Annotated in this window: 10 protein-coding genes; 5 read left to right on the top strand and 5 right to left on the bottom strand. The window is 72.1% G+C overall.

The features are described from left to right. Nucleotides 1-12 precede the first annotated feature (12 nt). Both RHODO2019_RS14785 and RHODO2019_RS14780 read right to left on the bottom strand, forming a co-directional pair. Nucleotides 13-831 (bottom strand): DeoR/GlpR family DNA-binding transcription regulator, encoded by an 819-nt coding sequence (locus tag RHODO2019_RS14785; protein WP_265382503.1) that lies wholly within the window; start codon nt 829-831, stop codon nt 13-15. 5 nt (nt 832-836) lie between these two features. Beyond that, on the bottom strand, nt 837-2831 hold the full coding sequence (locus RHODO2019_RS14780; protein ID WP_265382502.1) for a beta-galactosidase: 1995 nt from the start codon (nt 2829-2831) through the stop codon (nt 837-839). A gap of 375 nt (nt 2832-3206) precedes the next feature. On the opposite strand from RHODO2019_RS14780, the gene RHODO2019_RS14775 reads away from it, so the two are divergent. The 5 genes from RHODO2019_RS14775 (at nt 3207) to RHODO2019_RS14755 (ending at nt 10066) form a co-directional block, all read left to right on the top strand. After that, nucleotides 3207-4592 carry an ABC transporter substrate-binding protein gene (locus RHODO2019_RS14775; protein ID WP_265382501.1) on the top strand — a complete coding sequence of 462 codons (1386 nt, stop codon included), beginning with the start codon at nt 3207-3209 and terminating at the stop codon, nt 4590-4592. 28 nt (nt 4593-4620) lie between these two features. Further along, the gene (locus RHODO2019_RS14770; RefSeq protein ID WP_265382500.1) at nt 4621-5571 is read left to right on the top strand and encodes a carbohydrate ABC transporter permease; all 951 of its coding nucleotides are present in this window, start codon (nt 4621-4623) and stop codon (nt 5569-5571) included. Beyond that, nucleotides 5568-6491, top strand: coding sequence for a carbohydrate ABC transporter permease (locus tag RHODO2019_RS14765; protein ID WP_265382499.1), 924 nt, complete (start codon nt 5568-5570; stop codon nt 6489-6491). Before RHODO2019_RS14770 ends, RHODO2019_RS14765 begins: the two co-directional genes overlap by 4 nt. 163 nt (nt 6492-6654) lie before the next feature. Continuing rightward, nucleotides 6655-8790, top strand: a complete 2136-nt coding sequence (locus RHODO2019_RS14760) for an alpha-galactosidase (RefSeq protein WP_265382498.1) — start codon at nt 6655-6657, stop codon at nt 8788-8790. Nucleotides 8791-8947: 157 nt separating this feature from the next. Next, nucleotides 8948-10066 (top strand): LacI family DNA-binding transcriptional regulator, encoded by a 1119-nt coding sequence (locus RHODO2019_RS14755; protein WP_265382497.1) that lies wholly within the window; start codon nt 8948-8950, stop codon nt 10064-10066. Between the two features lie 21 nt (nt 10067-10087). On the opposite strand, the gene RHODO2019_RS14750 is transcribed toward RHODO2019_RS14755, so the two are convergent. The 3 genes from RHODO2019_RS14750 to RHODO2019_RS14740 form a co-directional block, all read right to left on the bottom strand. Continuing rightward, entirely contained in the window at nt 10088-11524 is a 1437-nt protein-coding gene (locus RHODO2019_RS14750; RefSeq protein WP_265382496.1) for an alpha,alpha-trehalose-phosphate synthase (UDP-forming), read from the bottom strand. Nucleotides 11525-11622: 98 nt separating this feature from the next. Then, nucleotides 11623-11799 carry a hypothetical protein gene (locus RHODO2019_RS14745; RefSeq protein WP_265382495.1) on the bottom strand — a complete coding sequence of 59 codons (177 nt, stop codon included), beginning with the start codon at nt 11797-11799 and terminating at the stop codon, nt 11623-11625. Nucleotides 11800-11858: 59 nt separating this feature from the next. Further along, the gene (locus tag RHODO2019_RS14740; RefSeq protein ID WP_265382494.1) at nt 11859-12161 is read right to left on the bottom strand and encodes a WhiB family transcriptional regulator; all 303 of its coding nucleotides are present in this window, start codon (nt 12159-12161) and stop codon (nt 11859-11861) included. Nucleotides 12162-12208: the final 47 nt, after the last annotated feature.

Raw genomic sequence — 12208 nt, 5'->3', positions numbered from 1 at the left:
GTCCCTGCTCCCTCACGACAGCTCCCCCGGCGTCCGCCCGAGCTCGTGCTCGTCGGTGTCGGGGCTCGTCACCACGAGCCGGCCCACCGCGTCGGCCAGGACGGTGCACGCGGCCTGGTCCAGCCCGTCGTCGGTGACGAGCACGTCCACCTCGTCCAGTCCCGCGATGGTGGACAGGCCCACCACGTTCCACTTGGTGCTGTCGGCCAGCACCACCAGCCGCCGGGCGCAGGAGACCAGGGCCCGATCGGTGTCGGCCTCGGCCAGGTTGGGCGTGGTGAGCCCCGCCTGGGCGTCGAGCCCGTGGACGCCGAGGAACAGCCAGTCGGTGTGCAGGGTGCGCAGCGCAGCCACCGACACGGGCCCGACGAGCGCGTCCGACGGCGTCCGCACCCCGCCGGTGAGCACCAGGGTCACGTCCTTGCGGGGTGACTCGTGGAACAGCTGCGCCACCGGCACGGAGTTGGTCACCACCGTGAGGTCGGGCACCGCGAGCAGCTCCCTGGCCAGCGCGAACGTGGTGGTGCCGGCGGAGATGGCGACGGCGGAGCCCGGCTCCACCAGGGCGGCGGCGGCGCGGGCGATCGCGCGCTTCTCCTCGCTCTGCAGGCCGGACTTCACCGTGAACCCCGGCTCGTAGGTGCTCCGCGGGGCCACCTCGGTCGCCCCGCCGTGCACCCGGGCCACCAGCCCGCGGGAGGCCAGCACCTCGAGGTCGCGCCGCACGGTCATGTCGGAGACGCCGAGCAGCTCGATCAGCTCGGAGACGCGGGCGCCACCGTCGGCACGGATGATCTCGAGGATGCGCTCCTGGCGCTGGCGGGCGAGCACGGTGCTCAGGCCTCCCGGAGCACGGCGACGCCGCCGGCCGGGACGCTCAGGTGGTCCACGTCGGCGCCGGACAGCAGCTCGTGGCCGGACGCCGGCACCTCGGCGGCGACGTCGGCGTGGTTGATGACGAACAGCCACGACCCGAGCTCCGAGCGGCGGCGCACGACCTCCACGCCCGGGCCGACCTCGGCGGCCGGCGAGACCCCGGCGTCGGCGCAGACCCGGGCCAGCAGCGCGTCGAGGCCGGCCGCGTCGGGTCGGGTGGCGAGGTACCACGCAGCGCCCGAGCCGACCGGGCGGCGGGTGAGCACCGCCTGGCCGGAGGTGTCGCCGTCGGTGGCCCGGCTGAGCACCTCGGTGCCGTGCTCGACGTCCACCCACTCGCTCCAGCGGGTGGCGGAGCCGGTCAGCAGCCCGTCGAGGGCCACCCGGGCCTGCGCGGGCAGCGGGGCGTGCTCGGCGGTGCGGGCGCCGGTGAGAGCGGCCACCTCCGGCGACCAGCCGTCCCCGCGGAGGTGGTCGTGGGCGTCGACCACGCCGGAGAAGTAGGTCAGCAGCACCTGCGCCCCGGCGCGGGCGGCGGCCGCCACGGCGACGAGGGTCTCGTCGGAGGCCAGGTACAGGGTGGGCACGAGCACCACGCGGTAGCCGGAGAGGTCGGTGCGGGGCCCCACCACGTCCACCGTGACCCCGGCCCGGCGCAGCGCCGCGTGCAGGTCGTGGGCCACCTCGCCGTACTCGACCTGCGAGCTGGGGTGGCTGGGGGCGTTCAGGGCCCAGCCGGACTGGTAGTCCCACAGCAGGGCCACGTCGGCCTCCACGCGGGACCCGAGCACCTCGCCCAGGGCGGCGGCGGCCCGGCCCAGCGCCACCACGTCGCGCCACACCTTCGAGCCCGTGCCGGCGTGCGGCAGCATCGCGGAGTGGAACTTCTCCGCGCCGGCGCGGGACTGGCGCCACTGGAAGAAGCCCAGGGTGTCCGCCCCGCGCGCCACGTGGGTGAGGCTGTGGCGCAGGAGCTGGCCCGGCGTCTTGGCCCGGTTCACCGGCTGCCAGTTGACCGCGCTGGTGGAGTGCTCCATCAGCAGCCAGGGCGCACCGCCGGCGAGGCCGCGGGTGAGGTCGGCGGCGAAGGAGAGCTCGGCCTCGGGGTCGGTGAGGTCACCGCAGACGTAGTGGTCGGTGCTCACCACGTCGACCGAGCCCGTCCACTCCGTGTAGTCCAGGTGGCGGAAGTGGTCGAGCGTCATGAAGTTGGTGGTCACCGGGACACCGGGGGAGTGCACCCGCAGCACGGACAGCTCGGCCTGGTGCTGGGCGAGCAGCGCGTCGGAGGTGAAGCGGCGGTAGTCGAGCTCCTGGGTGGGGTTGGAGTGAGCGGTGGAGATCCGCGGCGGCAGGACCTGCGCGAGGTCGGTGTAGCGCTGGCTCCAGAAGGCGGTGCCCCACGCGGCGTTGAGCGTGTCGAGGTCGCCGTAGCGCTTGTCGAGCCAGGTGCGGAAAGCCCCCGCGCAGGTGTCGCAGTAGCAGGGCGCGTTGTGGCAGGCGTACTCGTTGGACACGTGCCACAGGGCCAGGGCCGGGTGGTCGTGGTAGCGCCGCGCCATCTGCTCGGTGAGCCCGGTGGCGGCCTCGGTGAACACCGTGGAGCTCGGGCACCAGCTCTGCCGGGAACCCGGCCACAGCGTGCGCCCGGAGTGGTCCACCGGCAGCGTCCCGGGGTGCGCGTGGGAGAACCACGGCGGCGGTGACGCGGTGGCGGTGGCCAGGTCGACGGCGATCCCGCCGGCGTTCAGCAGGTCGAGCACGCGGTCGAGCCAGTCGAAGGTGTACACCCCGGGGGAGGGCTCCAGCAGCGACCAGGAGAAGACGCCGACCGTCGCGAAGGTGACGCCGGCCTCCTGCATGCGGGCGACGTCGTCGACCCACACCTCCTCGGGCCACTGCTCCGGGTTGTAGTCAGCGCCGAGCGCGATGCCATCGGCAGGCCAGTTCCGCATGCGGTGCAGAGTGGCCGGGGCCACAGGGAAAGTCAACACGACCGGACATGGGCTGAGAGGGCAAGGTCCGTGTCGTTCGGCGCACCAGGTAGGAGCACGTCGGTGGGGTGGACCCAGCGTGCGCCGGGCGTTGCCGCAGGTGGCGGTCCGGTCCGGGCACACGGTGCGGTGCGGCGCGGTGAACGGCGCGTGTGCGGACGATGTCGATCCGTGTCTTGACATGTGGTGGTGCTCACTGGACAGTGAGCGCGAACCTGGTCGATCGTGTTCGTTCGTGTCGGTTACTCGAACAGTGCACCGCCGGCCGCAAGAGCTCTACCCCCGCTCGAGGTCGACCGTCACCGTCGACGTCACCGCACCCGCCCTGGAGGAGTCGTGTCCCGTCCGCAGTCTGAGTCCACCCCCGGACTCATCGCCCCCCCGCTCACCACTGCCTCGCTCACCAGCACCTTCACCACCTCGTCGATGAGCCGGCGGTCCCTGTTCAAGGGCGCCCTCGGCGCGGCCGCGCTCGTCGGCCTGCCCGGGTTCCTCGCCGCCTGCGGCTCCGGCTCGTCGTCCTCCGGCGCCGGGGCCACGGGCCAGGGCGCCACCGGCGCGGTCTCCTACGGCTCCAACCAGTCCGACGCGGTGCCCAAGAAGTCCATCGCGGACATGGTGACGGCGTACCAGCAGCAGAGCGGCGGGGTCACGGTCTCGGTCAACACCATCGACCACAACAGCTTCCAGGAGAACATCAACAACTACCTGCAGGGCAACCCCGACGACGTGTACACGTGGTTCTCCGGGTACCGCATGCGCTTCTTCGCGGACAAGGGCCTCGCCGGCGACATCAGCGGCGTGTGGGACGGCATCTCGGGGATGGGCGACGCGCTGAAGACGGCCTCGACCTCGACCGACGGGAAGCAGTACTTCGTACCCGCGACGACCTACCCGTGGGCCGTGTTCTACCGCCCCAGCGTGTTCAAGGCCAAGGGCTACCAGGTGCCGAAGACCATGGACGACTTCTACAAGCTGACCGCGCAGATGAAGACCGACAAGCTGATCCCGCTCGCGTTCGCCGACAAGGACGGCTGGCCCGCGATGGGCACCTTCGACCAGCTCAACCTGCGCATCAACGGCTACGACTTCCACGTCAGCCTGATGGCAGGCAAGGAGAACTGGGCGGACCAGAAGGTCAAGAAGGTCTTCGACGCGTGGCGCAAGCTGCTCGAGGTCTCCCAGCCGGACTCCCTGGGGCGCACCTGGCAGGAGTCGGCCCAGTCGGTGCAGAAGAACGACGCCGCCATGCTGGTGCAGGGCATGTTCATGGCCCAGCAGTTCACGAAGGGCGCCGACCAGGAGGACCTGGACTTCTTCGGCTTCCCGGAGATCGACTCCAACATCGGGACCGACGCGATCGAGGCGCCCATCGACGGGAACATGATGGCGGCGCGGCCCAAGAACGAGGCCGGCGCCAAGAACTTCCTCGCCTACCTCGCCACCCCCGCCGCCCAGCAGCTGCTCGTCAGCGCGGACCCGTCCGTGATCGCGACCAACACGAACGCCGACACCTCCGGCTACACCGCGCTGCAGAAGAAGGCCGTGGACTTCATCGGGGCCGCCAAGAACATCTCCCAGTTCCTCGACCGCGACACCCGTCCGGACTTCGCCTCCACGGTGATGATCCCGGCGCTGCAGACCTTCATCACCACGCCGAGCGACGTCGACGGCCTCGTCAACAGCATCCAGAACCAGGCCAAGACGATCTTCGTCTCCTGACCGGGGCGACCGAGGAGAGGAGAGCGCCATGGTGGACACGGCGGTACCGCTGACGGCCCCGGCCGACAGCACCCGCAGCACGAACCGCCCGGAGCGCAAGCGCAAGGTGCGGCGCCTCACCGGGCGGGACAAGCTCACCGTGGCGTTCATGGTCGTGGTGCCGAGCATCGTGGTGCTCGGGCTGATCTGGCTGCCCGCGATCGCCTCCGTGGTGCTCTCGTTCACCCGTTGGAACGGCATCGGCACCCTGCAGGGGTCGGACTTCATCGGTGGCGAGAACTACGTCAACGTCACCACCATCTACCCGCCGTTCTGGCCGGCGATCCAGCACAACCTGATCTGGCTCGCGGTGATGTTCTTCGTCGCGACCCCGATCGGGATGTTCCTCGCCGTCCTGCTGGACAAGGAGATGCGGGGCGGACGGATCTACCAGACCGCCCTGTTCCTGCCGGTGGTGCTGTCGCTGGCCCTGATCGGCTTCATCTGGCAGCTGATCTTCTCCCGCGACCAGGGCCTGCTCAACGCGGTCACCGGGAGCCAGATCGACTGGTTCGGTGACCAGAAGTACAACCTGTGGGCAGCCCTGGTGGCCACCACCTGGCGCCAGGTCGGCTACATCATGCTGCTGTACCTGGCGGGGCTTAAGGCGGTGGACGCCTCGTTGCGCGAGGCGGCCGCGATCGACGGAGCGACGGAGGGCCAGGCCTTCTTCCGCGTCGTGCTCCCGGTGCTGCGCCCGATCAACATCATCGTGCTGGTGGTGACGTTCATCGAGTCGCTGCGTGCCTTCGACCTGGTCTGGATCATCAACAAGGGCCGCAACGGCCTCGAGCTGATCTCCACCCTGGTCACCCAGAACGTGGTGGGGGAGGCCAGCCGGATCGGCTTCGGCTCGGCCCTGGCCACCTTCATGCTCGTCATCAGCTCGATCTTCATCGCGCTGTACCTGCGTGTCGTCATGAAGGGGGACGAGCGATGACCGCCGTCGCCGATCGACCCACCGCCGCGGCCCCGGCCCCGACCTCGGCTCCGGCGGGTCGGCGCAAGAAGGTGACCACGGGACGACGGGTGCTGCACGTCTTCCTCATCGTCGTCGCGCTCGTCTGGCTGTTCCCGGTGCTGTGGGCGCTCTACAACAGCTTCCGCGACTACGCCTACACCTCGACGCACGGCTACGCCTCCTTCGGCGGCTTCACCCTGAGGAACTTCACCAACGCCTGGAACCAGGGCGACTTCGCCCGGCACTTCCTCAACTCGGCCATCGTCACGATCCCGGCCGTGGTGGCCACGCTGGTGCTCTCCTCGATGGTGGCGTTCGTGGTGGCCCGGTTCAACTTCACGTTCAACCTCGCGCTGCTGGGCATGTTCACCGCGGCCAACCTGCTGCCGCCACAGGCCCTGCTCATCCCCATCTACCGGCTGTTCCGCTCGATCCAGGTGCCCTTCTGGGTCTCCAGCTCGGGCACCCTGCTGGACAGCTTCTGGGGCCTGATCCTCATCAACACCGCCTTCCAGACCGGCTTCTGCGCCTTCGTGCTCAGCAACTACATGAAGACGATCCCGATGGAGCTCTACGAGGCGGCCGACGTCGACGGGGCGAGCGTGCTGCGCCAGTGGTGGCAGCTGACCCTGCCCCTGTGCCGGCCTCCGCTGGCGGCGCTGGCCACCCTGCTGGTGACCTGGATCTACAACGAGTTCTTCTGGGCCACCGTGCTGCTGCAGAGCGGCGACAAGTTCCCCATCACGAGCTCGCTGAACAACCTCCGGGGCCAGTTCTTCACCGACTACAACCTGCTCTCGGCCGGCTCGGTGCTGGTGGCGCTTCCCACCCTCATCGTGTTCTTCGCGCTGCAGAAGCAGTTCGTCTCCGGCCTGACCCTGGGCACGACGAAGGGCTGAGCACGCAGTCCGTCCCCACGATCCGCCCCGTCCCCGCGTCGGCCACCGCCCGCGGGGGCGGGGCGCACCACGTCCCTGCCCCGTCCCCACGGCGCGCGCATCCCACCCGCCCCCGGCGCAGCCCCACCCCTGCTCGACGCGTCTCCCGAGGAGGAGCCCGACCGTGACCAGCCCCGCCCCCGTCATCGTGACCCTGCGAGCGGCGGGGGTGGCCCTCGTCCTGGACGTCTCCGGGCCCCGGCTCCCCCGGGTGCTGCACTGGGGCACCGACCTCGGTGACGAGACGGGTCTCGAGCTCGCGACCAGCCCGGTGGTCACCAACAACGCCCTCGACGTGTCCGTGCAGCTCACGGTGCTGCCGTCCGAGCACGAGGGGTGGCTGGGCACGCCGGGCCTGGAGCTGGCCAGGGACGGCCGCTCCGCCCCGCTGCGCCTGGCGCTCACCGGGCCCGTGCTGGTCGTGGGCAGCACGCTCACCGCCACCGCGGCCGACGAGCACGCCGGGGTGCACGTGGTCGTCGAGCTGGCCCTGGACCCGCACGGCGTGCTCGCCCACCGGGTGCGGGTGCGCAACACCGGCGAGGGCCCGCTCGACGTGGTCTCGCTGGTGGCGCTGCTGCCGCTGCCCGAGCGTGCGGTCTCGGGGCTCGACCTCACCGGCCGCTGGGTGCGCGAGCGCTCCCCGCAGCGATTCCGGGTGCAGCACGGCACCCACCTGCGGGTCAGCCGCCGCGGGCGCACCGGGCACGACGCCACCCTGCTGATGAGCGCGGGCACCGAAGGGTTCGGGTTCCGACACGGACAGGTGTGGAGCACCCACGTGGCGTGGAGCGGCAACCACGTGCACCTGGTGGAGAGGCTGCCCGAGGGCGCCGGCCGCCACGGTGCGGTGCTGGGCGGTGGCGAGCTGCTCGGCCCGGCCGAGGTGCGGCTGGCCCCCGGCGAGGAGCACACCACCCCGGACGTGCTGTTCGTGCACGCCGACGCGGGTCTCGACGCCGTCAGCGCACGGGTCCACCGGCGGCTGCGGGCCCGAGCCCAGCACCCGTCCTCGCCGCGGCCGGTGGTGCTGAACACGTGGGAGGCCGTGTACTTCGACCACGACCTGGCCCGCCTGCGCGCCCTGGCCGAGACCGCGGCCTCCATCGGCGTGGAGCGCTTCGTGCTGGACGACGGGTGGTTCGGCAGCCGGCGCGAGGACACCCGTGGGCTGGGTGACTGGGTCGTCAGCGACGAGATGTGGCCCGACGGGCTGTCGCCGCTGTTCGACGAGGTCCGCGCGCTCGGCATGCAGGTGGGCCTGTGGTTCGAGCCCGAGATGGTGAACCTCGACTCCGACGTGGTGCGCGCCCACCCCGGCTGGGTGCTCGGCCGGGCCGGGGCCATCCCCGCGCGGCACCAGTTCGCCCTCGACCTGACCAACCCCGAGGCCTGGACGCACCTGCTCACCCGGATCGACGCACTCGTCACCGAGAACGGCATCGACTTCATCAAGTGGGACCACAACCGCGACCTGCACGAGGCCGTGAGCCAGGGGCGGCCCGCCGTGCACCGGCAGACCGCGGCGGTGTACGCGCTGCTCGACGAGCTGCTCGCCCGCCACCCCGGCCTGGAGGTCGAGAGCTGCTCCAGCGGGGGCGCCCGGGTGGACCTCGGCATCCTCGATCGCACCCACCGGGTGTGGACCTCGGACTGCAACGACGCCCTGGAGCGCACCGACATCGAGACGTGGACGGGCCTGCTGCTGCCGCCCGAGCTGGTGGGATCCCACGTCGGCCCGCCCGTCGCACACACCACCCACCGGTTCGTGGACCTCGGGATGCGCTGCGCCACGGCGCTGTTCGGCCACGCAGGGCTGGAGTGGGACATCACCACGTGCACGCCGGGCGAGCTCGAGGTGCTGCACGGGTGGATCGCGCTGCACAAGCAGCTCCGACCGCTGCTGCACTCCGGTGACGTGGTCCGCGCGGACTGCGACGACGACTCCGAGCGCCTGCACGGGGTGGTCGCGGCCGACGGGAGCGCGGCGGTGTTCGCGTTCGTGCAGCTGACGACGAGCGCCTCGACCCGCCCCGGGCTGCGGCCGCTGCCCGGGCTGGACCCGTCGCGCACCTACCGGGTGCGCGTGCCGGCCGGGATCCCGGCGCCCGCGACCCTGCACCACGTCGAGCCTCCGTGGCTGGCGCCCGCCCGGGACGAGGGAGTGCTGGTCGGTGGTGCAGTGCTGGACCGTGCGGGTCTGGCGCTGCCGGTGCTCGCGCCCGGCCAGGCCCTGGTGGTGGTGCTCGAGGCGGAGTGAGCGTCGGGCGGGACGTCGTGTCGGTTGGGGCTGGGGAACACCGCGCGCGGGCTCGATGCAGTCGACAGGTGGGGACGGGGACCTCGCGCGGGCTGAACGCGCCCGCTGGTGCGGGTCCGGTGCAGGTGAGCGCATCTGTACCGTTACCGTGGGGACCATGCCAGGCGCAGGCGGACCACGACGGCAGGCCACGCTGGCCACGCTGGCGGCCTCGCTGAAGGTGTCGCGCACCACCGTGTCCAACGCCTACAACCGGCCCGACCAGCTCTCCCCGGCCCTGCGCGAGCGGGTGCTGCGGGAAGCGGCTCGGCTCGGCTACCCGGGCCCGGACCCCGTCGCCCGCTCGCTGCGGACCCGCAAGGCCGGTGCCGTGGGCCTGCTGCTGACCGAGGCGTTGTCCTACGCCTTCCGTGACCCCGCGGCCGTGAGCTTCCTGGCCGGGCTGTCCGAGGCGTGCGAGGCGGCGGGCCAGGGCCTGCTGCTGGTCCCCGCGCACCCGGGGCGGGACCGGACGGAGGCCTCGCAGGCCGTGCTCAGCGCCGGGGTGGACGGGTTCGTCGTCTACTCCGTGGCGGAGGACGACCCCTACCTCGCAGCCGTGCTCCGCCGGGGCGTGCCGACGGTCATCTGCGACCAGCCGGACGGCCTCGACGGGGTCGACCGGGTGGGCATCGACGACCGGGCCGCCGTCCGCGAGCTCGCCGAGCACCTGATCACGCTGGGGCACCGGCACTTCGGTGTGCTGTGCATGCGGCTGGGCCGCGACCGCAACGACGGTCCCGCGTCGACCGAGCGCTGGCGCGGTGCGCGCTTCCACGTGCAGCGCGAGCGGCTCGAGGGGCTCTCGGACGCTCTGTCCGCAGCCGGCCTCGACCTCTCGGAGATGCCGGTGGTCGAGCGCTTCGACCACCTCGTCGAGCAGGGACAGTCCGCGGCGGCCGAGGCACTGGATGCCGATCCCGGGATCACGGCCCTGGTGTGCACCACGGACGTCCTGGCCCTGGGGGCGCTGCGAGAGGCCCGCCGCCGCGGCCTCGACGTGCCCGGCCAGCTCACCGTCACCGGGTTCGACGGCGTGCCCCAGGCGCTGGCCGAGGGGTTGACCACGGTGCTGCAGCCCGTGGAGGAGAAGGGCCGCGCGGCGGGACGCCTGCTGCTCGAGCCGCGCGAGGCCGGGGTGGCCGCCACGCCACGCACCGTGCTGCTGCCGACCACGCTCGAGCTCGGCCGCACGTCGAGCTCGCCCCAGCAGCCGAAGTGGTTCTCCGGCCTCTGAGGCCTGCTGCGGCGGGGGGCGCTACTGCTCGACACCGCCCAGCGAGTCGAGGAAGGAGCGGGCCCAGCGGTCCACGTCGTGGGTGAGCACCTGCCTGCGCAGCCCGCGCATCCGCCTGCGACCCTCGGTCGGGTCCTGGGTGAGCGCGGCGACCAGCGCGTCCTTGACCCCGTCCAGGTCGTGCGGGTTCACCATGTACGCGTCCTTGAGCTCGGCGGCGGCTCCGGCGAACTCGCTGAGCACCAGGGCGCCGCCGAGGTCCCCGCGACAGGCCGGGTACTCCTTCGCCACCAGGTTCATCCCGTCGCGCACCGGCGTCACCAGCATCACGTCGGCCGCGACGAACAGCGCCACGAGCTCCTCGCGCGGCACGGGCTGGTGCAGGTAGTGCACCGCCGGCCGGCCGACCTTGGACCAGTCCCCGTTGATCCGGCCCACCTGCTGCTCGATGCCCTCGCGCATCTTGATGTAGAGCCCGACGTTCTCGCGGCTCGGCGTGGCCAGCTGCACCATCACGGTCTCGTCGGCGTCGATGCGCCCCTCGGCGAGCAGCTCGTGCAGCGCGTGCAGCCGGTTGTCGATGCCCTTGGTGTAGTCCAGGCGGTCCACGCCCAGGATGATCCTCGACGGGTTGCCGAGCTCGGCGCGGATCTCGGCGGCCCGGGCCTGCACCTCGGGCCGTCGGGAGAGCTCGTCGAGCTGCCCGGAGTCGATCGAGATGGGGAACGCGCCCACCCGGACGGTGCGGTCGCCCACCTCGACGGTGCCGGGTCGGGAGCGCACGCCCACCGAGGCGCGGGAGGCGGGCTGCCCGGCGAGACGGCGGGAGAGGTACAGGAAGTTCTGCGCGCCGCCCGGCAGGTGGAAGCCGATGAGGTCGGCGCCCAGCAGGCCCTGCACGATCTCCGTGCGCCACGGCAGCTGCATGAACAGCTCCACGGGTGGGAAGGGGATGTGCAGGAAGAAGCCGATGGTGAGGTCCGGTCGGAGCTCGCGCAGCATCTTCGGCACGAGCTGCAGCTGGTAGTCCTGCACCCACACCGTCGCACCCTGCGCCGCGATCGCGGCGGTGGCCTCGGCGAAGCGCTGGTTGACCTGCACGTAGGAGTTCCACCAGTGCCGGTGGTACTCCGGGGTGGCCACCACGTCGTGGTAGAGCGGCCAGAGGGTGCCGTTGGAGAAGCCCTCGTAGTATTCGGTGACCTCGGCCGCGGACAGCCGGACCGGGTGCAGCGTCAGCCCGTCCTCGACGAACGTGTCCACGTCGACGTCCGCGACGCCGGTCCAGCCGACCCAGGCGCCGTCGTTGCTGCGCAGCACCGGCTCCAGCGCGGTGACCAGGCCGCCGGGGCTGCGCTTCCAGCGCCGCTCGCCGTCCGGCTGGGTGTCCAGGTCCACGGGCAGACGGTTGGCGACGACGACGAAGTCCGCGCCGCTGGTGGTGCTGCTGGCCGCCACGTCGGCGCCCCCTCTCCTCGGTCGCGCTGCGCGTGATCGACAACGCCCCACCGACCCTAGTGCGGGCGGTGGGGCGGCAGCCGGACGAGCGGGGGTGGCTAGACCTTGAGCGGACGACCGATGCCGAGCATGTCGAGCAGGACGACGCACTCGTCGGCATCCTCGGCGTAGGCGGCAACGACCTTCTGCGCGGCGAGGGCGGTTTCGCTGGGGACCTCGACCTCCTCCTCGTCGAGGTCGGCGGTCGAGGGCTTGGCGGGCTTGGCGTCGGCCACGGGGGCCACCTCCGGGAGTCGGGTGTGCGGGAGAGCTCGACCCCCAGTGTCGCACCGGATCAGGACGGCGCCTGCCGCGGCGTCCCTGACCTGCGGCGGAGCCCGAGGATGGCGCGTCTCTCGCCCTCGCCCAGCCCACCCCACACCCCGTAGGGCTCGCCGACGGAGAGGGCGTGCTCACGGCACCGGTCGAGCACCGGGCACGCGTCGCAGACCCGCTTGGCGCCCTCCTCGCGGGCGAGCCGGTCGGGGCCGCGCTCGTTGTCGGGGTGGAAGAAGCGGGCGTCCTCGAGGCCGCCGCACGCCCCGTGCTGCTGCCACTGCCGCTCGTCCACCGCCACGCTGTGCACCGAGCTCGTCATGGGACCCCCTCCGTGTGCGTGGGTCGAGCCTAGGGGCGGGGGCGGGC

Source organism: Rhodococcus antarcticus (assembly GCF_026153295.1).
Lineage (GTDB): Bacteria > Actinomycetota > Actinomycetes > Mycobacteriales > Mycobacteriaceae > Rhodococcus_D > Rhodococcus_D antarcticus.
Note: the sequence above shows the minus strand (reverse complement) of the source record. Positions and strands in the feature narration are given on the sequence as shown.

Excerpts from the sequence above, each read along its gene's own strand:
- RHODO2019_RS14755 (WP_265382497.1), top strand. The coding sequence starts at position 8,948 with ATGCCAGGCGCAGGCGGACCACGACGGCAGGCCACGCTGGCCACGCTG.
- RHODO2019_RS14780 (WP_265382502.1), bottom strand. The coding sequence starts at position 2,831 with ATGCGGAACTGGCCTGCCGATGGCATCGCGCTCGGCGCTGACTACAAC.
- RHODO2019_RS14770 (WP_265382500.1), top strand. The coding sequence starts at position 4,621 with ATGGTGGACACGGCGGTACCGCTGACGGCCCCGGCCGACAGCACCCGC.
- RHODO2019_RS14765 (WP_265382499.1), top strand. The coding sequence starts at position 5,568 with ATGACCGCCGTCGCCGATCGACCCACCGCCGCGGCCCCGGCCCCGACC.
- RHODO2019_RS14740 (WP_265382494.1), bottom strand. The coding sequence starts at position 12,161 with ATGACGAGCTCGGTGCACAGCGTGGCGGTGGACGAGCGGCAGTGGCAG.